This window comes from Polynucleobacter wuianus (assembly GCF_001659725.1).
Lineage (GTDB): Bacteria > Pseudomonadota > Gammaproteobacteria > Burkholderiales > Burkholderiaceae > Polynucleobacter > Polynucleobacter wuianus.
The window spans coordinates 73,943-98,513 of the sequence record NZ_CP015922.1; the positions used below are offsets into that span (position 1 = coordinate 73,943).

At 45.8% G+C, this 24,571-nt stretch carries 24 protein-coding genes; 16 read left to right on the forward strand and 8 right to left on the reverse strand.

Features of this window, described 5'->3' with window-relative positions:
* Position 1 precedes the first annotated feature (1 nt).
* Complete coding sequence (gene hemB, locus A8O14_RS00455) at positions 2-1,027, reverse strand: porphobilinogen synthase (protein WP_099092294.1); 1,026 nt, start codon at positions 1,025-1,027, stop codon at positions 2-4.
* Positions 1,005-1,670 (reverse strand): ribosome biogenesis GTP-binding protein YihA/YsxC, encoded by a 666-nt coding sequence (gene yihA, locus A8O14_RS00460; protein ID WP_068947713.1) that lies wholly within the window; start codon positions 1,668-1,670, stop codon positions 1,005-1,007. Before yihA ends, hemB begins: the two co-directional genes overlap by 23 nt.
* A gap of 115 nt (positions 1,671-1,785) precedes the next feature.
* Between yihA and A8O14_RS00465 the strand changes: the two genes are divergently transcribed.
* Positions 1,786-2,511, forward strand: coding sequence for a c-type cytochrome (locus tag A8O14_RS00465; protein ID WP_082913057.1), 726 nt, complete (start codon positions 1,786-1,788; stop codon positions 2,509-2,511).
* 71 nt (positions 2,512-2,582) lie between these two features.
* Here the strand turns inward: A8O14_RS00465 and lysA are convergent, their stop codons facing one another.
* Together lysA and lptM are read right to left on the reverse strand one after the other, a co-directional pair.
* A complete protein-coding gene (gene lysA / locus A8O14_RS00470) occupies positions 2,583-3,881 on the reverse strand; it encodes a diaminopimelate decarboxylase (RefSeq protein ID WP_068947714.1) in 1,299 nt (432 codons plus the stop codon).
* A complete protein-coding gene (gene lptM, locus A8O14_RS12000) occupies positions 3,881-4,066 on the reverse strand; it encodes an LPS translocon maturation chaperone LptM (protein WP_071608662.1) in 186 nt (61 codons plus the stop codon). The genes lysA and lptM overlap by 1 nt, the downstream gene beginning before the upstream one ends.
* A gap of 2 nt (positions 4,067-4,068) precedes the next feature.
* Between lptM and cyaY the strand changes: the two genes are divergently transcribed.
* Entirely contained in the window at positions 4,069-4,497 is a 429-nt protein-coding gene (gene cyaY, locus A8O14_RS00475) for an iron donor protein CyaY (protein ID WP_228385082.1), read from the forward strand.
* On the opposite strand, the gene aroB is transcribed toward cyaY, so the two are convergent.
* The 4 genes from aroB to A8O14_RS00495 are packed head-to-tail and all read right to left on the reverse strand — an operon-like array spanning position 4,494 to position 7,878.
* Complete coding sequence (gene aroB / locus A8O14_RS00480) at positions 4,494-5,576, reverse strand: 3-dehydroquinate synthase (RefSeq protein ID WP_191904678.1); 1,083 nt, start codon at positions 5,574-5,576, stop codon at positions 4,494-4,496. The two genes, cyaY and aroB, sit on opposite strands and share 4 nt — an antisense overlap.
* Positions 5,577-5,584: 8 nt before the next feature.
* A complete protein-coding gene (locus tag A8O14_RS00485; protein WP_071608663.1) occupies positions 5,585-6,109 on the reverse strand; it encodes a shikimate kinase in 525 nt (174 codons plus the stop codon).
* A 12-nt stretch (positions 6,110-6,121) separates the two neighbouring features.
* Positions 6,122-7,222 carry a type II and III secretion system protein gene (locus A8O14_RS00490; protein ID WP_099092295.1) on the reverse strand — a complete coding sequence of 367 codons (1,101 nt, stop codon included), beginning with the start codon at positions 7,220-7,222 and terminating at the stop codon, positions 6,122-6,124.
* Positions 7,219-7,878 carry a hypothetical protein gene (locus A8O14_RS00495; RefSeq protein ID WP_145915326.1) on the reverse strand — a complete coding sequence of 220 codons (660 nt, stop codon included), beginning with the start codon at positions 7,876-7,878 and terminating at the stop codon, positions 7,219-7,221. Before A8O14_RS00495 ends, A8O14_RS00490 begins: the two co-directional genes overlap by 4 nt.
* Before the next feature lie 119 nt (positions 7,879-7,997).
* On the opposite strand from A8O14_RS00495, the gene A8O14_RS00500 reads away from it, so the two are divergent.
* The 14 genes from A8O14_RS00500 (at position 7,998) to murA (ending at position 24,554) form a co-directional block, all read left to right on the forward strand.
* Positions 7,998-10,334: a penicillin-binding protein 1A gene (locus tag A8O14_RS00500; RefSeq protein ID WP_068947717.1), complete on the forward strand. Its 2,337-nt coding sequence runs from the start codon at positions 7,998-8,000 to the stop codon at positions 10,332-10,334.
* A 12-nt stretch (positions 10,335-10,346) separates the two neighbouring features.
* Entirely contained in the window at positions 10,347-11,051 is a 705-nt protein-coding gene (locus tag A8O14_RS00505; protein WP_068947718.1) for a transposase, read from the forward strand.
* Between the two features lie 184 nt (positions 11,052-11,235).
* Entirely contained in the window at positions 11,236-15,981 is a 4,746-nt protein-coding gene (locus A8O14_RS00510) for a glutamate synthase-related protein (RefSeq protein WP_068947719.1), read from the forward strand.
* A gap of 50 nt (positions 15,982-16,031) precedes the next feature.
* The gene (locus tag A8O14_RS00515; RefSeq protein ID WP_068947720.1) at positions 16,032-17,495 is read left to right on the forward strand and encodes a glutamate synthase subunit beta; all 1,464 of its coding nucleotides are present in this window, start codon (positions 16,032-16,034) and stop codon (positions 17,493-17,495) included.
* Between the two features lie 10 nt (positions 17,496-17,505).
* Positions 17,506-18,354 (forward strand): ABC transporter ATP-binding protein, encoded by an 849-nt coding sequence (locus A8O14_RS00520; RefSeq protein ID WP_068947721.1) that lies wholly within the window; start codon positions 17,506-17,508, stop codon positions 18,352-18,354.
* A complete protein-coding gene (gene mlaE / locus A8O14_RS00525) occupies positions 18,354-19,151 on the forward strand; it encodes a lipid asymmetry maintenance ABC transporter permease subunit MlaE (RefSeq protein WP_068947722.1) in 798 nt (265 codons plus the stop codon). The genes A8O14_RS00520 and mlaE overlap by 1 nt, the downstream gene beginning before the upstream one ends.
* Positions 19,152-19,172: 21 nt before the next feature.
* Positions 19,173-19,655, forward strand: coding sequence for an outer membrane lipid asymmetry maintenance protein MlaD (mlaD, locus tag A8O14_RS00530; RefSeq protein WP_068947723.1), 483 nt, complete (start codon positions 19,173-19,175; stop codon positions 19,653-19,655).
* A 53-nt stretch (positions 19,656-19,708) separates the two neighbouring features.
* Positions 19,709-20,413 carry an MlaA family lipoprotein gene (locus tag A8O14_RS00535; RefSeq protein WP_228385083.1) on the forward strand — a complete coding sequence of 235 codons (705 nt, stop codon included), beginning with the start codon at positions 19,709-19,711 and terminating at the stop codon, positions 20,411-20,413.
* 59 nt (positions 20,414-20,472) lie between these two features.
* Positions 20,473-21,114, forward strand: coding sequence for an MlaC/ttg2D family ABC transporter substrate-binding protein (locus tag A8O14_RS00540; protein ID WP_068947725.1), 642 nt, complete (start codon positions 20,473-20,475; stop codon positions 21,112-21,114).
* A gap of 15 nt (positions 21,115-21,129) precedes the next feature.
* Positions 21,130-21,387 carry an STAS domain-containing protein gene (locus tag A8O14_RS00545; protein WP_068947726.1) on the forward strand — a complete coding sequence of 86 codons (258 nt, stop codon included), beginning with the start codon at positions 21,130-21,132 and terminating at the stop codon, positions 21,385-21,387.
* Positions 21,388-21,391: 4 nt separating this feature from the next.
* Positions 21,392-22,144, forward strand: a complete 753-nt coding sequence (locus A8O14_RS00550; RefSeq protein WP_068947727.1) for an ABC transporter ATP-binding protein — start codon at positions 21,392-21,394, stop codon at positions 22,142-22,144.
* Positions 22,141-22,941, forward strand: a complete 801-nt coding sequence (locus A8O14_RS00555; protein ID WP_068947728.1) for an ABC transporter permease — start codon at positions 22,141-22,143, stop codon at positions 22,939-22,941. The genes A8O14_RS00550 and A8O14_RS00555 overlap by 4 nt, the downstream gene beginning before the upstream one ends.
* Before the next feature lie 35 nt (positions 22,942-22,976).
* On the forward strand, positions 22,977-23,225 hold the full coding sequence (locus A8O14_RS00560) for a BolA family protein (RefSeq protein ID WP_068947729.1): 249 nt from the start codon (positions 22,977-22,979) through the stop codon (positions 23,223-23,225).
* Positions 23,226-23,279: 54 nt separating this feature from the next.
* Positions 23,280-24,554, forward strand: a complete 1,275-nt coding sequence (murA, locus tag A8O14_RS00565) for a UDP-N-acetylglucosamine 1-carboxyvinyltransferase (RefSeq protein ID WP_068947730.1) — start codon at positions 23,280-23,282, stop codon at positions 24,552-24,554.
* Positions 24,555-24,571: the final 17 nt, after the last annotated feature.

Consider the following 24,571-nt stretch of genomic DNA (forward strand, 5'->3'; position numbering starts at 1 on the left):
TTTACTTTGTTGCTTTAAGTAAGCGCGCTGCCTCTAGAGCAAAATAAGTCAGCACACCATCCGCACCCGCACGTTTAAAAGCCAGTAAAGACTCCATCATGACGGCATCGTGATCGAGCCAACCATTTTGTGCTGCAGCTTTAAGCATCGCATACTCCCCGCTCACTTGATATGCGTAAATAGGGTAATCAAATTTTTCTCTAACGCGGCGTACGATATCTAAATAGGGCATGCCTGGTTTGACCATCACCATGTCTGCACCTTCGCTAATATCGAGAGCAACCTCCCGCAAAGCCTCGTCCCCATTGGCGCAGTCCATTTGATAGGTTTTTTTATCGGCTTTACCTAGGTTCTTTGCAGAGCCTACTGCATCTCTAAACGGGCCATAAAAAGCAGATGCATATTTGGCTGAGTACGCCATGATACGGGTATGAATTAAATTCTTTTGCTCAAGCGCTTCACGAATTTTTCCGATGCGACCATCCATCATGTCTGATGGTGCAACGATATCGACACCTGCCTCCGCTTGCGTAATTGCTTGCTTTACCAAGATCGCAGTTGTTTCATCGTTGAGAATGCGACCTTGCTCATCGAGTACACCATCTTGGCCATGGCTTGTATAGGGATCAAGCGCAACATCAGTCATGATGCCTAAATTGGGAAAACGTGTTTTCAGCTCGCGAACAGCCGTGGGAATAAGACCATTTGGATTAAAAGCTTCTTTACCATCAGGCGTTTTTAACGATGCCTCGATTACTGGAAATAATGCCAATACTGGAATACCAAGGTCAACGCACTCCTGTGCAACTGGTATGAGTAAGTCTAATGAAAGCCTATTCACACCAGGCATAGAGGCTACTGCTTCAGATTTGCCTTGGCCTTCAAGTAAGAAGACGGGGTAGATCAAATCATTTGCAGAAACAGAATTTTCTTGCATAAGACGGCGTGACCAATCATCACGACGCATGCGACGAGGGCGATGCCCTGGGAAGTTAAGCAAAGAGTTAGCTGGTGATTTCATCTTCATGAGTTTCTGATTCAAATAGCCATTTAATAACTAAATTATCTGCCTCTTCAAGTCCAATACGTTTGGTGCTTGAGAATAATTGTGCCGTAAGTTGTTTTGATTCACCCATACCGTCAGGAAGCGCAGGGTCGTATTGTTGAAGTTGTTTGCGAACCGCCTCTAAAGCATGTTTGCACTCGCTTTTATTGAGTTTGTCGCACTTACTCAGCAGAATGTGAATTGGCTTACCTGTTGGCACAAACCACTGAATCATTTGTTCATCTAAATCAGTAATACCGCGTCTGGCATCCACAATCAGCACCATGCCCACCAGTTGTTCTCGTTCCTGCAAATAGTCGCTTAGAAGGGTGTTCCAGTGGTATTTAGTCTCGTGGTTCACGGCGGCATAGCCGTAGCCTGGTAAGTCCACTAAATAGGCCAAAAGATCGTCTTTTGAGAAAAGACCAAAATAGTTGATGTGTTGGGTGCGCCCAGGGGTCTTGCTGGCAAAAGCAAGCCTTTTTTGGTTGCAAAGGACATTAATGGCGCTCGATTTGCCCGCATTTGAGCGACCTGCAAAGGCCACCTCACGTAGGGCCGTGGTAGGCAGGTAATGGGTGTCATTGACTGTGGTGGCGAATCGGGCTTGAAAGAGTTTAGACATGTCCAGAAGCTATTGTAAAATCACGCAAAATCATGAAATATCTCATGGTGTTGGGTAAAAAGGTTGTAAATGTAGGGCCCAAACACTTTTAGGAATTTTTGCCAAGGTAAACATAATGCGTCAAACCTCCCAAATCTCCAAATTCACTAGCTTGCGTGCTGGTTTTGCAGCCCTCTCCATTTTCGCCTTGATTGGTGTTTCTGGGGTGGCAATTGCATCCGATGCTGCTCCTATGGCTCCAGCTGCTGAAGCGAAAGCTGCCGTACCAGGAAAGCCAAAGGTTGATCTTGCTGCTGGCGAAGCTTTGTATTCGAATGGTGATGCTAGCCGTGGCATAACAGCCTGCTTAACTTGCCATGGTCCTAAAGGTCAAAGTGCAACAGGTACATGGCCTAAGTTATCAGCTCAACATGCTGCCTACACAACTAAACAATTGAAAAACTTTAAAGAAGGTAGCCGTGCAAATCCAGTCATGATGGGTATGGCTGCAAACTTAACAGAGCAAGATATGCAAAACATTTCTGCATTCTTGTCTAGGCAGCCGATTTCACAAGGCCTTGCGCAAAACAAAGACACCATTGAATTAGGTCAAAGCATTTATCGTGGTGGCATTGCGGCAAAAGGTGTTCCTGCTTGTGCTGCATGTCATAGCCCAACTGGCGCTGGTATCCCGGCTCAGTATCCACTCGTCGGCGGACAGTGGGCTGAGTACACTAATGCTCAATTGCTTGCATTCCGTGAAGGCGTTCGTAAGAACAGCAGCCAGATGACCACAATCGCTACTAAGCTTTCTGATAATGAAATGAAAGCAGTTGCTGATTACATGGCTGGTTTGCACTAAGCAATTACAAAGCTTTAAATAAAAACCCCGCTCATGTAGCGGGGTTTTTATTTGTCTAAGAAATTGAAAAATTATTTTGGTAAAACACTTTCATTTGCGAATAAATCAGCAGTGTTCTCACGTGAACGTATGACATAAGCATTTTTGCCATCAACCATAATCTCTGCTGGTTTTGGGCGTGTGTTGTAGTTTGATGCCATCACAAAACCATAAGCGCCTGCAGAAAGAATAGCCAGAAGATCGCCTTCTTCAACAACAAGACTTCGATCTCTACCAAGCCAGTCACCTGATTCACAAACAGGGCCAACGACATCATAAGTCAGACCCTTCGCTTCTTTAGTACGTGCTGGAACGATGCCGTGATGCGCTTCATATAGAGCAGGGCGCATCAGTTCAGTCATTGCCGCATCTACGATGCAGAAATTCTTTTCGGCGCCTGGCTTGAGGTATTCAACTGTGGTCAGAAGTACGCCAGCATTGCCCACCAAGGATCTTCCGGGCTCCAGCACCACGTCTAAATGAGCAAAACCACGCTCTGCTACATGGTTTAAAAGTGTATTAGTGAACTCTGTAATGTCGGGCGGAGTTTCATCGCCGTAAGAGATTCCCAGACCTCCACCCAGGTCCAGATGGTGAATGACGATACCTTCTTTTTTGAGGTGCTCTACCAAATCTAAAACTTTATCAAGGGCATCTAAGTAGGGTGCAGTCGTCGTGATTTGAGAGCCAATATGACAATCAATGCCAACTACATCAATTTGAGAAAGTTGTGATGCTTCGCGATAAGTCTTTAAAACTTCGTGATAGGCAATACCAAACTTATTTCCCTTTAAGCCTGTAGAAATATAAGGATGCGTTTGTGCATCGACATCAGGATTGACTCTTAAAGAGATGGGTGCGCGCAGATTAAGTTCGGTGGCAACGCGATTTATTTTGTGTAGCTCTGCAATGGATTCCACATTGATGCATTTGACGCCTGCTTTAAGCGCAGTCGCAATTTCAGAGGCTGACTTGCCAACACCTGCAAATACTAGGCTCTTTGGGTCTGAACCAATTGCTAATGCACGAGCCAGTTCACCACCACTTACCAAATCAAAGCCTGCACCGAGTTGTTTAAAGTAATCAATCACTGCTAAATTGCTGTTAGCTTTCATGGCGTAATGAACGCGGGCGCGACGAGCGCCTTTTGTATCCACGCAGGCTTTGTCATAGGCTTGGTAAGCCTCAGTCAATGCTTTTTTGCTGTAAACGTAGAGTGGCGTACCAAATTCTTTTGCTAAATCTGCCAGTGGAATTTCTTCGGCAAACCAATTGCCGTCACGCTCAGTAAACCCAGATAACTTTGGAAGAGGAATTGCTTTGCTTGTCATTACTTAACCGAAGAAGAGGGGGTGGTGCTAGTGGGTGACGGATAGAGCGTACCTTTAGTCTCTGGTTCTGTAGGAGCCGTAGGGGCGGGTGGCACATTTGGCATATATAGAGGCCCCCTAACCCCACATCCAACAAGGGATATTAGGAGGCTAATACCGAGGGCTCTATTAAGAATCGCTATCATGAATGTCTCTAAAACGAATGGTTGAATATAGCATGCAGGGCTCGGATATGAATCCAAATAATTCAGGTGTTGAAACCATTGATGACAAGCAGTTTTACCAATTGGGTAGCAATTTACTGCAGTCAATTGAGGTTGCATTAGAAGCCGCTGACGACCAGTTGGATCTGGATTTAGATGTCGAGCGTCAGGGTGGTAATGTTATCAATATTCACTTTCGGGATAAAAGTGTGATTGTGGTCAATACCCAGCCACCTTTACATGAAATATGGGTGGCGGCTAAATCCGGCGGATATCACTATCGCTGGGCTGGGACTATGGCCAAACCTTTGTGGCTCGATACCAAGACTGGTAAGGAGCTGTTAAGTGATTTATCAGAATTCGCTAGTGCCCAAGCAGGGCAACCGGTCAAGATTCAGCTGATCAAAGCTTAAGCGGCGCCAGTTGCAGCTAAGGTCTCAATCACCTGAGCGTTTGGCACGCTCTTGATTTGGGCCTTACCCATTTTTTCTAAAACAACGTAGCGGATCTGACCACCCTCTGTTTTTTTATCCACTTGCATGAGCTCCATGTAGCGCTCGGCACCAAATTTTGGTGGGGTGATCGGAAGATTCATCGACTGAATAATCTTCGTAAGACGCTCAACTTCCGCCTTGCTAATGAAATTCAGTCTGCAAGATAAATCTGCACCAAGCACCATGCCACAGCCAACAGCTTCACCATGCAACCATTCACCATAACCCATGCCAGCTTCAATCGCGTGGCCAAAGGTATGGCCAAAATTCAGGGTAGCCCGGATACCGCCTTCTCTCTCATCAGCAGAAACGACTGCGGATTTAATTTCGCAAGAACGCAATACGGCATGTCCCATCGCATCGGTATCGCAGGCCAGCAATGTTTTTGAGTTAGCTTCGATCCAATCCAAAAATTGCTCATCAGCAATGGCGCCATGCTTGACTACTTCTGCAAGACCTGCGGAGAGCTCACGTGGGGGTAATGTCTTGAGGGTGTTGAGATCTGCAATCACAGCAGCGGGTTGATGAAAGGCGCCAATCATGTTTTTGCCTAGAGGATGGTTGATGCCAGTTTTTCCACCAACAGAAGAATCTACTTGGGCTAAAAGTGTTGTGGGCACTTGAATAAAACGAATGCCACGCATGAAGCTAGCAGCCGCAAAGCCAGTCATATCGCCAATAACGCCACCACCCAGAGCTACCAACATCGTTTGGCGATCGGCGCCAAACTTTAGTAGGTCATCAAAAATGAGTTGGAGATTTTTCCAGTCTTTATAAGACTCACCATCAGGCAGAACAATCGTTCGTACTGGTTTGCCAAAGGTCTCTAAAGTTTTAGTAAGGCGTTGCGCGTACAAGGGGGCAACAGTTGTATTGGTCACGATGTAAATCGAGGTTGATTTTTCACAAGCGTTAAAGAGTGCAGGCTGATCAATTAAGTCAGTACCAATATGGATGGGATAGCTGCGGTTACCAAGATCAACTTCAAGTGTTTTCATCATAGTTTTCAAGCGGAAAGTTCAAGCTGCATGATTAAGGTATTGACCAGTTGATTGACACTAGGCTTGCCAGTTTCAATTACATGATCAGCAATCTCGCGATACAAAGGATCACGAATTGCATATAAATTTTCTAGAATTTTTTTTGCATCCCCATTACGAAGTAAGGGACGACCTTCGCCACCTTTGGTGCGATGCCATAACTCAACTGGATTAGCGTGTAGGTAAATGACAGTGCCTTGTTCGCTCAAAGCCTTGCGATTGTCAGGGAGCAGTACTGCACCACCGCCAGTAGCGAGAACGATATTTTTTTCATTGGTGACTTCACGAATAGCTTGCGCTTCGCGCTTGCGAAACCCTTCTTCGCCTTCCATCTCAAAGATGACCGGTATTTTTACGCCACACCGCTCTTCAATGACATGATCGGCATCTAAAAATCGACGCCCTAACTTTTTTGCGAGCACTTTACCAACGGTCGACTTACCGGCACCCATCAGGCCGATTAGGAAGATATTGTTTGTCGCAGAGTTCACCTCCTGATTTTATTAGTGTTTATCTAGAACGGTAGGAGTTAGGAAGACCAGGAGTTCAGTTTTATCTTTTAATTTGGATTTATGGCGAAATAAGTGGCCAATAAAGGGGATATCCCCCAATAACGGTACCTTGACCTCATCCTCTCTTTCGGTGGTTTGGAAGATTCCGCCAATAATTGCAGTCCCACCATTTTCAACGGTGACTTCTGAACTCAAGCTTTTGGTATCGATTGCATACCCTTGCTCTGTTTTCATGCCAATAGTGTCTTTGTTGATGCCAACCAACATCGAGATCTTTCCATCTGGATGAATTTTAGGTAGAACCTCTAAGCGCAGGTTGGCTTTTCTGAACTGCAATTTACTGCCATTTTGTGATGTGGTTTGATAGGGTAGTTCAGTACCTTGCTCAATCGTTGCCTTCACCTGATCTCCAGTCATGATCCGTGGGTTGGACAGAATCTTTCCCTGACCCTCTGATTCGAGTGCTGAAAGCTCCAGTTGCAAAAGACGACTGGCGTTTTTGGAAACTAAGGTTGCTGCGACTGCAGCAGGGTTAAAGCCATTTAAGCCTGCGCCAGCTAAATCAAAGTTGCCATCTATCTTGTTGTCTGGAACTCCACCAAAAGAGTGGGCCTGGTAGCCTAGCTTTGCACCAAGTTCTCGGGCGAACCGTTCGTCTGCCTCAACGATACGGGCTTCAATCAAGATTTGCTGGGGGCTATTGATGTGGTCTCCACCAAAAGGTAGTGCTGCGTCTTCGCGTCGATATTTCTGAAATGCTGCAATTTCTGCGTGTGGACCAATCCAATAAATATCTCCATTTCTGATTAAGCGCAAACCTCTGCTAGCCAAAATGGAGTGCAGAGCAGTTTGCCAAGGAGTATGGTGAAGTTCGACTGTGATCTTGCCTTTAATGGACTCACTTAATAAAAAATTGGTACTACCTAGCTTGGCAAGAATTTGTAAAAGTTCGGCCACATCAATGTCGGTAAATTGCAAGCTGATGGGTGCCTCAAATTGCTGCTTAGGTGTAGTCGAGCCCTTTGCAGATGGATCTAAAAAAATCACAAATAGACTTAACCCTAGGATGAGGTTTTTGAGTTGAATGGTCATTCAGTTTTGGATGGTTTGAGTGTGAGGGATTTGCCTTGGGAGTGGCTGAAGGTGGCAAGCTCTTTTTCAATGTTGTGCAACCTCCAATCACCCAGCGCTGAGGATCCTTTTTCAAGCATGACCGTTCCCTTTCCATTGTGGAAAAATGCCCGCTGCGACGAGTTGATTTGGCTAAGCCCCAAGTAGCGCCAACTGCGTAGTTCCGCTTCGAAAGGGATTGCTATAGGCTTAGGTTTTGAGACTATAGAAGGTGTATTCTTTCTTAGTGAGTGAATGCTCACTTCTAATAAGTCAATTGATTCATATAAATCATCTTCAATTTCGAGGACTTGTTCGTGTAAAGATGCTAGCTCCTTTCTTAGCTCAATAATCTCCTTTTGATTGCTCTCAAGTGGCAAGTCTTGATGGGAATTCATAGAGTCGTAAGCAGTAAATAGGGCAAGCCCGAGACCAATGAGTCCAATACCTAAAGCGATGAATAAGCCAATCTTTTTCAGATCTGCCAGGGGTAGAGTTTGGCTTGGGGGCTCTGATTTTGGAGGGGCCTTGGGGCTGCTGGATTTACGAATTCCATGGGGGTCTGGGATTGCTGGATCATCCCCAAGTTCGCTCAGAATTTCATCAAAAGACTGCGGGGAGATATGGCGTGATGGCATGCCCATATTTTGGGAATATGGGTGACAAAAAACTATCAGTCTTTATTGACTTGGTAGTCAGAAAACAAGGGTTTTGGAGCTTTCGGTGAAATTGCCTAAGCACCCTATAATTTGAGCATATGGCGCTTCCCCCAAAAGACAAGCAGACGTTTAATCAGCGTCCTATTCGTCAGCCCGACAGACGTCCACGTCAACCTCGAGTAGACCCAGGCTCGCCTCGTAAATCTTCAGGCAGTCCCCTTATTAAAGCACTCCTCATTATTGGAGTTGCTGCTGCATTGGTGGTAACGCTTTTGTTGGGTTACGCCTTTTTGGTAGCCAAACCTAATTTGCCAAAGATTTCCGCATTAACGGATTACAACCCTAAAACTCCTTTGCGTATTTATACGGCTGACAAAGTATTGATTGGTGAGTTTGGTGAAGAGCGCCGCAAGGTTATTCCTTTGAATGAGATTCCCATGAGCATGCGTAATGCGGTACTAGCAATTGAGGATGATCGCTTCTACTCCCATGGCGGTGTCGACTATGTGGGCATTCTTAGGGCTGCAGCAACAAATCTGCGGGGCCATCTCTCTCAAGGCGCATCGACTATCACGATGCAGGTCGCTCGCAACTTCTTCCTCAGCAATGAGAAAACCTTCAGTCGCAAAATCTATGAAGTCTTGTTGGCTTGGGAAATCGAGTCACAGTTAACCAAAGACAAGATTCTTGAAATCTATATGAATCAAATTTTCTTGGGTCAGCGTGCTTTTGGATTTTCTAGTGCGGCACAAATTTATTTTGGTAAAGAATTAAAAGACATCACGATTGCAGAATCTGCGATGTTGGCAGGTTTGCCTAAAGCACCTTCAGCCTATAACCCGGTAACCAACTTTAGGCGCGCCAAGATTCGTCAGGAATACATCTTGCAGCGTATGCGCGATCTTGGCTATATCAGCACTGAGGAATATCAAAAAGCAATGGCTGAAGAATTGCATATTCGCGGGCTAGGCAATGAGTTTGCGGTACGCGCAGATTTTCCTGCAGAGATGGTGCGTCAACTGCTCTTTAATCAATATGGAGAAGCGATTTACTCTCAAGGCATCGATGTTTACACCACTATTTTGAAGGCTGACCAAGATGCCGCCTATAAAGCGGTTCGTCGTGGAATCTTTGAATACGATTTGCGCCATGCTTACCGTGGGCCAGAAGGCTTTATCGAGCTACCTGAAGATCCAGTCAAACGTCAGCGTGCTATCGATGAAGCTTTGCTAGCCTATCCTCAGTTAGATGATTTGCAGTCTGGTGTAGTTTTGGATGTGAAGCCAAAAGAGATGCAGGTCATGATCTCTACAGGGGATACGATCACGATTAAAGGTGAGGGAATGAAGTTGGCTGCTGCATCTCTGACGGATAGCACTCAGCCCAAGAAAAGACTTCGTCCAGGTGCAATTGTGAGGTTGCTGTCAGAAGGGGGTATTTGGAAGCTAGCGCAGTTACCACAAGTAGAAGCCGCTTTTGTTTCGATGAATGCCGAAACGGGCGCGATTCTATCTTTGGTTGGTGGCTTTGACTTCCGTCGGAATCAATTTAATCACGTTACTCAGGCTTTGCGCCAACCAGGCTCCTCTTTCAAGCCCTTCATTTATGCTGCAGCAATTGAAAAAGGCTTTACGCCCAGCACGATGGTCAATGATGCGCCCCTCTCAATCGGTAGCTTAGAAACGGGTAGCCAGGCTTGGGAGCCAAAAAACTATGACGGTAAATATGACGGCATGATGCGTTTACGTAACGCATTGGCTAAATCTAAGAACTTGGTTTCCGTTCGTATTATTCGTGCGATTGGTCCTTCATATGCTCAAGAATATATTCAGCGCTTTGGCTTTGAGCCAGAGAAGCATCCACCGTACCTCACCATGGCTTTGGGTGCGGGATCTGTAACCCCTTTACAAATGGCTTCTGCATATAGTGTATTTGCTAATGGTGGTTATCGTGTTGATCCGTTCTTAATCGATAAGATGGTTGATGCTAAGGGTGCCGTTTTATTTGAAGCTAAACCTATTCGAGTGGGTGATGGCGCGCCTCGCGTCCTAGATGCACGTACCGCTTTTGTAATGGATAGCATGTTGCAAGAAGTCACTAAGACGGGTACTGCCGCGTCAGCACGTGCCAAGCTAGGGCGCAGTGATATCGCCGGTAAGACAGGCACCACCAACGAATCCCACGATGCTTGGTTCGCTGGGTATAACCCGAAAGTAGTTGCGATTGCCTGGATTGGATTTGATAAGCCAGCAAGCTTGGGTGATCGTGAAACCGGTGGTGGCCTCGCCTTACCAATGTGGATTTCGTATATGTCCACTGCCTTAAAAGATGCTCCACAAGAGTCACGTGCTGTTCCAGAGGGCGTCACTCAAGCTGATGGCGATTGGTTTATCCCAGAGTTCTCTCGTAGTGGTGGGGTTCGCGAACTACAGTAGTTCGTCATCATCATGGCTCGGCAAGCGCGCACTGTTATACCTGGCCAAGTAATGCATGTGATGGTTCGTGGCAACAACCGCGAAACGCTTTTCTTTAACGATGATGATCGTCGTATTTATTTAGAGTGGTTACGCGAAGCAGCTAGACAATTTAGATGTGCTGTCCACGCCTTTGCTTTAATGCCCAATCATGTACATTTACTGCTGACCCCTCAAAATGAAGATTCGTTGGCAAAGACAATGCAATCTTTAGGTCGTCGTTATGCACAGTATTTCAATCAACAACATCAACGATCGGGAACCATTTGGGAGGGAAGATACCGCTCTTCGCTGATTGACCCAGACTATTTTTTACGCTGTCAGCGCTACATTGAGTTAAATCCAGTACGAGCCGGTTACCAATCTAGCCCCCAAGATTCAGACTGGACAAGTTTTGCTACACACATTGGCGGTAATGCTGAACCATGGCTGGTTGATCATCAGTATTTTTGGAAATTGGGTAACACCCCTTTTGAGCGTCAAATGAAATGGGTAGATTTTGTGAAAGAGGGCGCTCCCCACTGGGAGGATCGCCAAATTACGGAATCCTTAATCCGCTCCAAGCCCTGGGTAAGCGATATTTATGCAAAAAAGCTATTTAAAGACACTCCTGAATTAACTCAGATCCGCCATCGTGGCCGCCCAAAGAAAATAAATTCTTTAAATTCAGTAAGATAGGGATTTTTAGCCATTTTTAGGGTTGTGAATTATTTTAACTCTGTCCCCATTTTAAAAATTCATTTTGGTGCGGCATCAAAATAAATGGGACAGACTCATTTTATTTCTATTGCATCGATATGGGTATTCACCTATATTTGATCTTCCAAAAGTTATTGAGCCTTTGTCGTTCCTCGGAAATACTATGACTACACAATTAAATTCAGATCTTCGCCCAATTGCACAGGGTCTATACGATCCACGAAATGAGCATGACGCTTGCGGCGTAGGTTTCGTTGCGCACATCAAAGGCAAGAAATCTCACGAGATCGTTTCTCAGGGTTTAAAAATTCTAGAGAACTTAGATCATAGGGGTGCGGTTGGTGCAGACCCATTGATGGGTGACGGTGCCGGTATCTTGATTCAGATTCCTGATACCTTGTATCGCGAAGAAATGGCCAAGCAAGGCATTACATTGCCACCATTTGGTGAGTATGGCGTTGGCATGATTTTCTTGCCAAAGGAACATGCATCCCGTTTAGCTTGCGAACAAGAATTAGAGCGCACAGTGCGTTTAGAGGGACAAGTTGTTTTGGGTTGGAGAGATGTCCCGGTTGATGTGAAATTGCCGATGTCGCCAACGGTGCAAATGACAGAGCCATTCATTCGTCAAATTTTTATCGGTCGTGGTCGCGACATTATGACAACCGATGCGCTTGAGCGGAAGTTGTATGTGATTCGCAAAACTGCAAGTCATGCAATTCAAGATTTGCATTTGAAGCACGGTAAAGAATATTTCGTTGCTTCGATGTCTGCGCGCACCATTGTTTACAAAGGTTTGCTCTTGGCAAATCAAGTAGGGGCCTACTACCAAGATCTGCAAGATCCACGCACTATATCGGCGCTAGCCCTTGTGCATCAACGCTTCTCGACCAATACATTCCCTGCTTGGGAGTTGGCTCACCCATATCGCATGATTGCTCATAACGGTGAAATTAATACCGTTAAAGGTAACGTAAATTGGGTTAACGCACGCGAAGGCGCAATCAGCTCTCCAGTGCTCGGCGATGATTTACAAAAATTATGGCCATTGATTTATCCAGGCCAATCAGACACCGCTTGCTTTGATAACTGTTTGGAGTTGTTGGTGATGTCGGGTTATCCATTGGCTCAAGCAATGATGATGATGATTCCTGAGGCATGGGAACAGCACACATTAATGGATGACAATCGCCGCGCATTCTATGAGTATCACGCAGCAATGATGGAGCCATGGGATGGCCCTGCTGCGATGGCATTTACTGATGGCCGTCAAATTGGCGCAACCTTGGATCGCAATGGTTTGCGTCCAGCACGTTATTACGTAACTGATGATGATTTAGTCATCATGGCTTCTGAAGCAGGTGTATTACCAATTCCTGAAAGCAAGATTGTTCAAAAATGGCGCTTGCAACCAGGCAAGATGTTCATGATTGACATGGAACAAGGTCGCATCATTGATGACGTTGAGCTCAAGAATGCTGTTTCTAAGGCTAAGCCATATAAGAGCTGGATCGATGCGGTTCGCGTCAAGTTGGATGAAGTCGATGCCAGTAAGGCAGACTTGGTTGATGAGAAAACAACTATTCGTCCAGCGGCAAAATTATTAGATCGCCAACAGGCATTTGGTTACACCCAAGAAGATATCAAGTACCTCATGGCTCCAATGGCTATGAATGGTGAAGAGGCGATTGGTTCAATGGGTAATGACAGCCCATTGGCAGTCCTTTCAAATAAGAACAAGCCTTTATATAACTACTTTAAGCAATTGTTTGCGCAAGTGACCAATCCTCCGATTGATCCAATTCGCGAGAACATGGTGATGTCTTTGGTTTCTTTCATTGGGCCTAAGCCGAACTTGTTAGATACCAACAATATTAATCCTCCAATGCGCTTAGAAGTGAGTCAGCCTATTTTGGATTTTGATGACATCACCAAGATTCGCCACATTGGCCACTACACCAATGGTAAGTTCCGCTCATATGAGTTAGATATTTGCTACCCAGCCGCATGGGGTAAGGCTGGTATTGAAGCGCGTTTAGCTTCTTTGTGCGCCGAAGCTGCTGATGCAGTTCGTTCTGGCTATAACATTTTGATCGTGAGCGATCGTCAGGTAGATGAGAAACACGTTGCTATTCCTGCGTTGTTGGCTACCTCAGCAATTCACCAACACTTGGTGGAAAAAGGTTTGCGTACTAGCGTTGGTCTCGTTGTTGAAACTGGCAGCGCACGTGAGACCCATCACTTTGCGCTCTTGGCGGGTTATGGTGCGGAAGCCGTTCATCCGTACCTCGCGATGGAAACGTTGACAGACTTAGCTAAAGGTTTATCAGGCGACTTGTCTGGTGAAAAAGCAGTGAAGAATTTTGTAAAGGCTGTTGGTAAGGGCTTACAAAAAGTCATGTCCAAAATGGGCATCTCTACTTACATGTCTTATACCGGATCACAGATTTTTGAAGCAATTGGCTTAAACCGCGACATCATTGATCAGTACTTCAAGGGCACCCCATCAAACGTTGGCGGCATCGGTGTATTTGAAGTAGCTGAAGAAGCATTGCGCATGCACAGTGCCGCATTCGGCAATGATCCTGTGCTGACCAATATGCTCGATGCTGGTGGCGAATATGCATTCCGTATTCGTGGCGAGAATCACATGTGGACTCCTGACACGATTGCGAAGTTGCAACATTCAACACGTATTGGTGCAGATAAGGGCTATCAGACTTATAAAGAGTACGCCAACATCATCAACGATCAAACCAAGCGTCAAATGACTTTGCGTGGCTTGTTTGAATTCAAGATTGATCCAAGCAAAGCGATTCCATTAGATGAAGTTGAGCCAGCAAAAGAGATCGTCAAGCGTTTTGCGACGGGTGCGATGTCTTTGGGTTCAATCTCTACTGAGGCGCATGCTACCTTGGCGATTGCCATGAACCGTATTGGCGGCAAGTCCAACACTGGCGAGGGCGGCGAGGATCCAAATCGTTATGTCAACGAACTCAAAGGGATTCCAATCAAGAAAGGCGAAACCCTTTCTAGCATTTTGGGTAGTGATGTTGTAGAGGCCAATATTCCATTATTGGATGGCGACTCATTGCGCTCCAAAATTAAACAAGTAGCATCTGGCCGTTTCGGCGTAACTACTGAGTATCTGCGCTCTGCTGATCAATTGCAGATCAAGATGGCCCAAGGCGCTAAGCCAGGTGAAGGCGGTCAGTTGCCAGGTGGAAAGGTGTCTGACTACATTGGTAAGTTGCGCTTCTCAGTGCCAGGCGTTGGTTTGATTTCTCCCCCTCCGCACCATGATATTTACTCAATTGAAGATATTGCTCAGTTGATTCATGACTTAAAGAATGTCAATCCAAAAGCTGACGTTTCAGTGAAGTTGGTTTCTGAAGTCGGTGTTGGTACAGTTGCTGCTGGTGTTGCTAAGGCTAAAGCAGATCACGTCGTGATCGCTGGTCATGATGGCGGTACCGGTGCATCACCACTTTCTTCCATTAAGCATGCTGGTTCACCATGGGAATTAGGCTTGGCTGAAACACAGCAAACCTTGGTTCTCAATGGCTTGCGTAGCCGTATCCGTGTTCAAGCGGATGGTCAAATGAAGACTGGTCGCGATGTGGTGATCGGCGCTTTATTGGGTGCGGATGAGTTCGGTTTTGCAACTGCTCCATTGGTTGTTGAGGGTTGCATCATGATGCGTAAGTGCCATTTGAATACTTGCCCAGTCGGCGTTGCTACTCAAGACCCAGAATTGCGCAAGAAGTTCTCTGGCAAACCAGAGCACGTCGTGAATTTCTTCTTCTTTATTGCAGAAGAGGCGCGCGAGATCATGGCGCAATTGGGTATTCGTAAGTTTGATGACTTGATCGGCCGCGTTGATTTGCTCGATACACGTAAGGGCATTGAAAACTGGAAAGTGCATGGCTTAGATTTCAGCAAGATTTTTGCTGCACCACAGGTAGCAAGCGATGTTCCTCGTTACCAAGTGTTGACACAAGATCATGGCTTGGCAAGTGCCCTAGATAACATCTTGATTGAGAAGAGTGAGCCTGCCTTAGAGCGTGGCGAGAAAGTCTCTTTCATCGTTCCGGTGAAGAATGTGAACCGTACAGTTGGCGCAATGCTCTCAGGCGAAGTAGCCCAGCGCTATGGTCATGCAGGCTTGCCAGATGACACGATTCATATTCAATTAAATGGCACTGCAGGCCAAAGCTTTGCAGCATTCTTGGCTCACGGCATCACCTTGGATCTAGTCGGTGACGGTAATGACTATGTAGGTAAAGGTTTGTCAGGCGGTCGCGTAATCGTTCGTGCTCCACATGAATTCCGTGGCGATACTGCAAAGAACATCATTGTTGGTAATACCGTTCTATACGGTGCAATTGCTGGCGAAGCATTCTTTAATGGCGTTGCGGGCGAGCGTTTTGCAGTTCGTAACTCTGGCGCAACTACTGTTGTTGAAGGTACTGGCGACCACGGATGTGAGTACATGACTGGCGGTACCGTGGTAGTTCTTGGTACAACCGGCCGTAACTTTGCCGCAGGTATGAGTGGTGGTATTGCTTATGTTTACGACGAAGATGGTTTGTTCGATAAGCGTTGCAATACCAGCATGGCAACTTTGGAAAAAGTTCTGCCTTCTGCAGAGCAAAACGCCAAGATGCCGAAGTCTGAATGGCATGCCCCCGTTGACGTAAAAGATGGTGGTGAGCGCTTAACAGATGAGCAAATCTTGAAGACCTTGATTGAGCGTCATTTCCGTTACACCGGCTCAGAGCGCGCTAAAGCACTCTTGGCTGATTGGGAAAATGCTCGTGGTCGTTTTGTGAAGGTTCTCCCAACTGAGTACAAGCGTGCTTTAGGTGAGTTGTGGGAAAAGGCTCAGAAAAAAACAGTTGCTGCTTAAGTAGCTCAAATAGACAGATGGATATTAAGAAAAGATACTAAGGATTAGATATGGGTAAGGTCACTGGATTTATGGAGTTTGAGCGTGTCGATGAAACATACGAAGCGCCAGTTAAACGCCTCCACCATTACAAAGAGTTCGTTGCCGCATTAACTGACGAAGAAGCAAAAGTACAGGGCGCACGCTGTATGGATTGCGGTATCCCGTTCTGTAATAACGGCTGTCCTGTTAACAACATCATTCCCGACTTTAATGATTTGGTGTTTCATAACGATTGGAAGAATGCCTTAGATGTTTTGCAATCTACCAATAACTTCCCAGAGTTCACTGGCCGTATCTGTCCAGCACCTTGCGAAGCTGCTTGCACATTAGGCATCAATCGTGCACCAGTTGGCATTAAGTCAATTGAGCATGCGATTATTGATAAAGGTTGGGAAAGCGGTTGGGTAAAACCTCAGCCATCTAAAACCAAGACTGGTAAAAAGGTAGCGATTGTTGGTGGTGGCCCTGCTGGTATGGCGGCTGCTCAGCAATTGGCACGTGTCGGTCATGATGTAACTGTATTTGAAAAGAATGATCGCGTTGGCGGTTTACTTCGCTATGGTATTCCTGACTTCAAGATGGAAAAATGGTTAATTGATCGCCGCGTAGAGCAAATGCAAGCTGAGGGTGTGAAATTTGAAACCAGTGTTTTCGTCGGCAAAGAAGTAATAGGCGCTGAAGTCAAAAACTACTCAACGAAAACTGTCTCACCTGAACAATTGATGAAAGATTTTGATGCAGTAGTAATTACTGGTGGCGCAGAGCAACCACGGGATTTACCTGTGCCTGGCCGTGAATTGGCTGGTGTTCACTATGCATTGGAATTTTTGATTCCTCAGAATAAAGAAAATGCTGGTGACTTTAAAAACGAAATTCGTGCAACTGATAAACATGTTGTTGTGATTGGCGGTGGCGATACTGGATCTGATTGCGTTGGTACTTCCAACCGTCATGGCGCAACCAAGATTACTCAGTTCGAATTACTCCCTCAGCCACCAGAAGTTGAAAACAAGCCTTTGGTATGGCCATATTGGCCAACGAAGTTGCGCACCTCTTCTTCTCATGAAGAAGGTTGCGATCGTGATTGGTCAGTTGGCACTAAGCGTTTTGAAGGCAAAAACGGCAAAGTTGAGAAATTGATTGGCGTTCGTTTGGAGTGGAAAGACGGCAAGATGTCCGAAGTTCCTAACTCTGAATTTGAGATCAAGGCAGATTTAGTACTTTTGGCAATGGGCTTTGTATCTCCAGTTCAGCAAGTCCTTAATGCATTCGGCGTTGAGAAAGATCCTCGCGGGAATGCAAAAGCAACAGTAGATGGGCAAAACGCTTACCAAACCAATGTTCCTAAGGTATTTGCTGCTGGGGATATGCGCCGTGGTCAATCTTTGGTGGTTTGGGCAATTCGTGAAGGCCGCCAATGCGCTCAAGCAGTAGACCAGTATCTGATGGGGTCATCTGTTTTACCCCGATAATATCGGGGATATGAACATTTTTCAGCCAAGCGCATTGGATGTCAAAAAGCCACTAGGTGAAGTTGTCGTTTCGATTAAGGACGTCAACTTTTCCTATGCGCCTGGTGAGCGACAAATATTGTCGGGACTCAATATGGAGTTTCGTCGAGGTCAAGTGGTTGCTGTCATGGGTGGTTCTGGTTGCGGTAAAACGACCATTCTGCGTTTGATCGGTGGTCAATTCACAGCTCAAGCAGGACAGGTTTTATTTGAGGGTCAAGACATTGGCAAGATGAGTGGTGATGCACTCATGGCTGCTCGTCGGCGCATGGGTATGCTTTTTCAGTTTGGCGCCTTGTTCACCGATCTCAGTGTTTTTGAAAACGTGGCCTTTCCATTACGCGAACATACTGATTTAAGTGAAGAGCTTTTGCGCTCATTAGTTTTGATGAAACTCAATGCAGTGGGTTTGCGTGGTGCGCGTGATTTAATGCCATCGCAAATTTCGGGTGGCATGGCTAGGCGGGTTGCTCTTGCTAGAGCGATTGCGTTAGATCCTCCGCTCATCATGTATGACGAGCCATTCGCTGGTTTGGATCCGATTTCTCTTGGCATCACTGCACGCTTAATTCGTGATCTCAATAATGCCCTGGGAGCCACGAGTTTATTAGTTACTCATGATGTTGAAGAAACTTTTGAAATCGCTGATTACGTCTACTTCATTGCCGATGGAAAAATTGGAGCGCAAGGTACGCCAGAGGATTTAAGTCGCTCTACAGATCCTTTTGTAAGGCAGTTTTTGGATGCCGCACCTGATGGTCCTGTGCCATTTCATTACCTAGGACAAAGCTTGGCTGAAGATTTTGGAGTGAGAGTTTAATGACTGCGCTTCACAAACTTTTAGATCTTTTAGGCGATCTCGGTTTTTTTATTCGTCGTAATTTAGCGAGCCTTGGTCTTGCAACACGTATGTTTGCTGCTGTCATTTGGCGCTCAGGTTTTTTATTAAAAAGACCACGTTTAGTACTTGATCAAATTTTATTTGTTGGCAATCACTCTTTTGTAATCATTGCTGTTTCTGGTTTATTTGTTGGATTTGTTTTGGGGCTTCAGGGTTACTACACCTTAAATCGTTATGGCTCAGAGCAAGCCTTGGGTTTATTGGTTGCTTTGTCTCTGACGCGTGAACTAGGCCCCGTCATTACTGCTTTATTGTTTGCAGGGCGGGCTGGTACTTCACTAACTGCAGAAATTGGCTTGATGAAGGCTGGTGAGCAGCTCAGCGCTATGGAAATGATGGCCGTAGATCCTTTGGGTCGAGTAATTGCCCCGCGGTTATGGGCGGGCATTATTTCCATGCCTATTTTGGCCACCATCTTTACTGCTGTAGGCGTTATTGGGGGCTATTTTGTTGGCGTGCCATTGATTGGTGTCGATTCTGGGGCATTCTGGTCGCAAATGCAGGGTGGCGTTGATCTTTTTTCCGATATTGGAAATGGCCTGATTAAAAGTTTGGTATTTGGTGTGGCAGTGACATTTATTGCCTTGTACCAAGGTTATGAAGCAAAACCAACGCCTGAGGGTGTTTCGCAAGCAACTACACGTACCGTGGTGATTTCTTCTTTGTCGGTTTTGGCATTGGATTTCTTGCTAACCGCGATGATGTTTTCGAATTAGAAAGAATAAACTGAGGCTCTTATGAGAAAAAGTGCAATTGATATCTGGGTAGGAATTTTTGTTGCCATCGGTTTATTGGCCGCATTATTTCTGGCATTGAAAGTTGGCAACATGAATGCAGTGTCATTTGCACCGACATACAAAATCTCAGCGCGCTTTGACAACATCGGTGGATTAAAACCACGTGCGCCTGTAAAGAGTGCCGGTGTGGTGGTGGGGCGTATTGCCAACATCTCGTTTGATGACAAAACCTATCAAGCAACCGTCATGATGACCATCGAAGATTCTTATAAGTTCCCTAAGGATTCATCTGCAAAGATTTTGACTTCAGGTCTATTGGGCGAACAGTACATTGGCCTTGAGGCTGGCGGGTCAGATGATATGTTGGTCAACGGCGAAAAGATTTCGCAAACCCAATCAGCAATTGTTCTTGAGAATTTAATCAGTCAGTTCTTGTACAACAAAGCGGCTGATAGTGGTCAAGAGAAGAGTGCAGCAAAATAATGTTCTGCGCGGCCAAAATTATTAGCAAGATTCGGCAATTTATCTTGCTTAGTATGGCCGCTGCGTTAGTAGGCTGTGCTTCCATTCCTGCTGGGGTAGAGCCCTCTCCAAATGATCCATGGGAGCCATTTAACCGTTCCGTATTTGAATTTAACGAAGGCTTAGATGCCTATTTGTTAAAACCTGTGGTGGCGGGATATCGATTTGTATTGCCTGAGCTTGTTCGCGATGGTATCTATAACTTCTTTAGCAATTACAACGATATCTATAACGTTGCATATAACTTGCTTCAGGGTAAACCAGGCTATGCCTTCAATGATTTAATGCGCGTGGTTGTGAATACGACGATGGGTTTGGGAGGCTTCATCGATTTGGCGACACCAGGCGGTCTTGAAAAGCATAAAGAAGATTGGGGTCAAACTCTTGGCGTATGGGGTGTTCCTTCCGGCCCATATGTCGTTCTGCCATTCTTTGGGCCAAGCAACGTACGCGATACCTTTGGTACGGTTGCCGATTTAGAGTCCGACTACCTCTTTAAGTACGTTAAGGATGTAGGCTTGCGTAATAGCATTACTGGCTTGCGTGTAGTGAATGCCCGCAATACCTACTACGAGGCTGGCGACTTGCTAGATGGCGCCGCAATTGATAAGTACAGTTTTATGCGTGATGCTTATATTCAAAGACGTGCGTATCAAATTAATGAGGGTCGAGATGACGAAGAACCTCAGATGCCTGTTTACGAGAATCCTTACGAGTAAGCGTATTGTATGAGGGGCTAAAATCAGCCCTGACGAGATAACTAGAGCGAGACAGAAAAATGAAGAGCTTCAAACGGATATCTAAATACCTGGGCATGACTTTGCTTTTGGTTTCTGGTGCGCTATTTGCGCAAGTGCCTGACCAGGCAACTCCTCCAGACGCCCTAATTAAGATGGTCGTTACAGACGTGATGGCTTCTGTAAAGGCGGATCCAGAAATTCAAAAAGGCAATATTCCAAAAATCGTCGATTTGGTTGAAAAGAAAATTGTTCCGTATGCCGATATGCGTCGTACTACTGAAATGGCGATGGGTCCGAATTGGAAAAAAGCAACTCCTGAGCAACAGGCTCAACTCACTTCTGAATTTAAGGGCCTGCTAATTCGTACTTACTCTGGCGCTCTCAGTCAATTACGTGATCAGACCGTGCAATTTAAAGCGCTACGTGCAGCCCCAGACGACAAAGATGTCGTTGTTAAAACTGTTGTTCTTGGCCGCGGTGATCCGGTACCTTTGGATTACCGCCTGGAGAAAACGGATAAAGGTTGGAAGGTATACGACATGAACATCATGGGTGTTTGGTTGGTCGAAGCCTATCGAAATCAATTTTCAAATCAAATTAGTCAAAACGGTATTGAAGGTCTTGTGAAGTTTTTGCAAGATCGCAACAAACAATTAGCCACTGCTAAGCCAGCAAATTAATATAAGTACTTGGACATGCCATTTCTTTTGCCACAAACAGTTACACAAGAAAATGCTCTGCAGTTGCAGAAAGAGGGCTTACTAAACGCCGCCGCATTAAAAATAATCGACTGCTCTGCGCTTAAAGATTTTGATTCGACTGTTCTGACTGTATTGCTGGCTTGGCAAAAAAAGTTACAGGCTGATGGACAATCTTTATCGGTTCAGAACTCTCCTGAAAAACTTAAAGTGTTGGCCAATGTATATGGCATCTCTGCATTGCTAGGTTTGTAAGAGCATGCATTCAGCAATTTCTATTAAGAACATATCAAAGCAATACGGAGCTCTTCAAGCGCTCGATGATGTTTCATTGGCAATCGAGCCTGGGGAGTTTTTTGGCCTCCTGGGGCCCAATGGCGCTGGAAAAACTACGCTAATTTCCATTTTGGCTGGCTTAGTGCGAGCAGACAAAGGCCATGCAGCGATTTTGGGTGCCGATGTTCAGACTTCATTTCGTGAAGCCCGTCGTATGCTTGGCGTTGTTCCCCAAGAATTAGTGTTTGATCCATTTTTTACTGTTCGCGAGACCTTGCGCTTCCAGTCGGGTTACTTTGGCATCCGCAACAATGATGCATGGATCGACGAGATCATGGCCAATTTAGATCTCACTGGTAAAGCCGATAGCAATATGCGTGCATTATCGGGCGGTATGAAGCGCCGTGTATTGGTTGCTCAAGCCTTGGTCCATAGACCACCCGTCATTATTTTAGATGAGCCTACAGCGGGTGTTGATGTTGAGTTACGTCAGTCCTTGTGGCAATTTATTAGCCGTTTGAATCAAGATGGCCACACCATTGTGTTGACGACGCATTACCTAGAAGAAGCAGAGGCTTTGTGCCAGCGCATTGCAATGCTCAAGCAAGGCAAGATTGTTGCTTTGGACACTACCGCTAACTTACTAGCGCGTTATGGCTCCGTGAAAAAAGATGGCGAAGGCAAAACCGATCTCGAAGAGGTTTTTGTCAACATCATGTCAGGGGGTGCATTGTGAAGAATGCTTCAAATAAGGCTTTAAGCAAGCCTACTCTTGAATATGGCAGCGGCTTTCCAACTCTATTACTAAAGGAAGTAAAGCGTTTTTATAAGGTGGCGTTTCAGACCGTAGCTGCACCAGTATTAACCGCAGTGCTTTACCTCATGATCTTCGGGCATGTATTAGAGGGTAGAGAAGTCTACGGGCGTTTAAGTTATACCGCCTTTTTAATTCCAGGTTTGGTCATGATGAGCGTATTGCAAAATGCGTTTGCTAACACTTCGTCATCACTCATTCAGTCCAAAGTGACTGGTAACTTGGTATTTGTATTACTTGCGCCTTTGAGTCATTTTGAGTTTTATGCGGCGTATATTTTGGCTGCGGTATTTCGTGGAATTGTTGTTGGCCTAGGCGTATTTTTCATTACTATCTTCTTTGGGCTGCCTTCGTTGGAATATCCTTTATGGATTTTGGCATTTGCTTTTTTGGGTGCTGCCATTTTGGGTAGTCTGGGCTTGATTGCGGGCATTTGGGCTGATAAATACGATCAGCTGGCTGCTTTTCAGAACTTCATCATCATGCCTGCCACGATGCTGTCAGGAGTTTTTTATTCCATCCATTCCTTGCCGCCAGCTTGGCAGGTGGTATCCCATTTCAACCCATTCTTTTACATGATTGACGGATTTCGCTATGGGTTCTTTGGAGTCTCTGATGTATCCCCATGGAGCAGCCTCGCAATCGTCTTGTGTTTCTTTGTAGTGGTTTCAGCGATTGCTTTGCGCTTATTACAAAAGGGCTATAAGCTCCGACATTAATTATTGATACTGACTAGATTTATTAGGAGAGAAGTATGTTGCCAACCCCCGAGCAAATTGAGGGCTATATCAAAAACGGTATTAACTGTACTCACATTCAAGTTGAGGGTGATGGACAACATTTTTTCGCAACGATTGTTAGCCCAGAGTTTGAGGGCAAACGTTTAGTGCAGCGTCATCAATTGGTTTATGGTGCAATGGGCGATCGCATGAAGGCTGAAGTGCACGCACTTTCAATCAAGGCTTTTACGCCTGAAGAGTTTGCACAAAACCCAGCTGCCTAAGAAAACAGCAATCAGATTTAAATCACATTAAAAAGATTTTATTGGAATCGTTTCATGGATAAATTAAGAATGGTAGGCGGGACCTCACTCAAGGGTGAGGTCAAGATTGCTGGAGCCAAAAATGCCGCTTTACCAATTCTGTGTGCTTGTCTGTTGACCAATGAGACAGTAGTCTTACGTAATCTTCCAGATCTGCAAGATGTGCGCACCATGCTTAAGCTTTTACAGGAGATTGGTGTGGAGGTAAGCTATCCAAATACTGGAGATCGTAATCATGTTGTGCTCAATGCCGCAGTAATTAAGAGCTCAGAGGCAACCTATGAGATGGTGAAAACCATGCGCGCCTCTATCTTGGTGCTCGGCCCGCTTCTCGCCAGAATGCATAGCGCTAAGGTGTCATTGCCCGGTGGCTGTGCAATTGGCGCCCGTCCAGTTGATCAGCACATCAAAGGTCTAAAGGCTATGGGTGCAAGCATCAAGATTAAGAGTGGCTATATTCAAGCAGAAACCAAGCCACAAAAAGATCGTCTTAAGGGCGCTTCGATTTTGACTGACATGATTACGGTCACTGGCACAGAAAATTTATTAATGGCTGCTACATTGGCCTCTGGCACTACGATTTTAGAAAATGCTGCGCGTGAGCCAGAGGTTGGTGACTTGGCTGAGTTGCTCGTCAAGATGGGTGCCAAGATTTCCGGGATCGGTAGCGATCGTTTGGTGATTGAAGGTGTCGAGAAATTGCATGGTGCTGAGCATTCCGTGATTCCGGATCGTATTGAAGCAGGCACTTTCCTGTGTGCGGTTGCTGCTGCTGGTGGCGAGATTTTGGTAACGCACTGCCGTCCCGATACGCTTGATGCTGTAATAGTAAAACTTAAGGAGACTGGTCTTCAGATGGAGATGGGCCCTGATTGGATTAAAGCTTCCATGCATTCTCGTCCTAAGGCAGTGAGTTTCCGCACATCAGAGTACCCAGCATTTCCAACCGATATGCAGGCCCAGCTGATGGCAGTCAATGCTGTGGCAACCGGAAGCTCGACTATTACCGAGACGATCTTTGAAAATCGTTTTATGCACGTTCAAGAACTCAATCGTTTGGGAGCTGATATCGCAATTGAAGGCAATACTGCCATTGCCCAGGGCGTAGACAAGCTCTCTGGCGCGATTGTGATGGCAACCGATCTTCGTGCTTCAGCTAGCTTGGTAATCGCTGGTCTTGCTGCCCAGGGCGAAACCCAAGTGGATCGGATTTACCATTTGGATCGGGGATATGACCGTATGGAGCAGAAGTTGACGCTATTAGGCGCCAACATTGAGCGCGTCAAGTAAGGCTGAGGGATAATTAA

Excerpts from the sequence above, each read along its gene's own strand:
- A8O14_RS00510 (WP_068947719.1), top strand. The coding sequence starts at position 11,236 with ATGACTACACAATTAAATTCAGATCTTCGCCCAATTGCACAGGGTCTA.
- A8O14_RS00490 (WP_099092295.1), bottom strand. The coding sequence starts at position 7,222 with ATGACCATTCAACTCAAAAACCTCATCCTAGGGTTAAGTCTATTTGTG.
- mlaE (WP_068947722.1), top strand. The coding sequence starts at position 18,354 with ATGACTGCGCTTCACAAACTTTTAGATCTTTTAGGCGATCTCGGTTTT.
- A8O14_RS00550 (WP_068947727.1), top strand. The coding sequence starts at position 21,392 with ATGCATTCAGCAATTTCTATTAAGAACATATCAAAGCAATACGGAGCT.
- A8O14_RS00560 (WP_068947729.1), top strand. The coding sequence starts at position 22,977 with ATGTTGCCAACCCCCGAGCAAATTGAGGGCTATATCAAAAACGGTATT.
- A8O14_RS00545 (WP_068947726.1), top strand. The coding sequence starts at position 21,130 with ATGCCATTTCTTTTGCCACAAACAGTTACACAAGAAAATGCTCTGCAG.
- A8O14_RS00500 (WP_068947717.1), top strand. The coding sequence starts at position 7,998 with ATGGCGCTTCCCCCAAAAGACAAGCAGACGTTTAATCAGCGTCCTATT.
- lptM (WP_071608662.1), bottom strand. The coding sequence starts at position 4,066 with ATGATAGCGATTCTTAATAGAGCCCTCGGTATTAGCCTCCTAATATCC.
- A8O14_RS00495 (WP_145915326.1), bottom strand. The coding sequence starts at position 7,878 with ATGCCATCACGCCATATCTCCCCGCAGTCTTTTGATGAAATTCTGAGC.
- A8O14_RS00520 (WP_068947721.1), top strand. The coding sequence starts at position 17,506 with ATGAACATTTTTCAGCCAAGCGCATTGGATGTCAAAAAGCCACTAGGT.
- A8O14_RS00535 (WP_228385083.1), top strand. The coding sequence starts at position 19,709 with ATGGCCGCTGCGTTAGTAGGCTGTGCTTCCATTCCTGCTGGGGTAGAG.
- A8O14_RS00515 (WP_068947720.1), top strand. The coding sequence starts at position 16,032 with ATGGGTAAGGTCACTGGATTTATGGAGTTTGAGCGTGTCGATGAAACA.
- aroB (WP_191904678.1), bottom strand. The coding sequence starts at position 5,576 with ATGAAAACACTTGAAGTTGATCTTGGTAACCGCAGCTATCCCATCCAT.
- hemB (WP_099092294.1), bottom strand. The coding sequence starts at position 1,027 with ATGAAGATGAAATCACCAGCTAACTCTTTGCTTAACTTCCCAGGGCAT.
- cyaY (WP_228385082.1), top strand. The coding sequence starts at position 4,069 with ATGTCTCTAAAACGAATGGTTGAATATAGCATGCAGGGCTCGGATATG.
- A8O14_RS00465 (WP_082913057.1), top strand. The coding sequence starts at position 1,786 with ATGCGTCAAACCTCCCAAATCTCCAAATTCACTAGCTTGCGTGCTGGT.
- A8O14_RS00540 (WP_068947725.1), top strand. The coding sequence starts at position 20,473 with ATGAAGAGCTTCAAACGGATATCTAAATACCTGGGCATGACTTTGCTT.
- murA (WP_068947730.1), top strand. The coding sequence starts at position 23,280 with ATGGATAAATTAAGAATGGTAGGCGGGACCTCACTCAAGGGTGAGGTC.
- lysA (WP_068947714.1), bottom strand. The coding sequence starts at position 3,881 with ATGACAAGCAAAGCAATTCCTCTTCCAAAGTTATCTGGGTTTACTGAG.
- yihA (WP_068947713.1), bottom strand. The coding sequence starts at position 1,670 with ATGTCTAAACTCTTTCAAGCCCGATTCGCCACCACAGTCAATGACACC.
- mlaD (WP_068947723.1), top strand. The coding sequence starts at position 19,173 with ATGAGAAAAAGTGCAATTGATATCTGGGTAGGAATTTTTGTTGCCATC.
- A8O14_RS00505 (WP_068947718.1), top strand. The coding sequence starts at position 10,347 with ATGGCTCGGCAAGCGCGCACTGTTATACCTGGCCAAGTAATGCATGTG.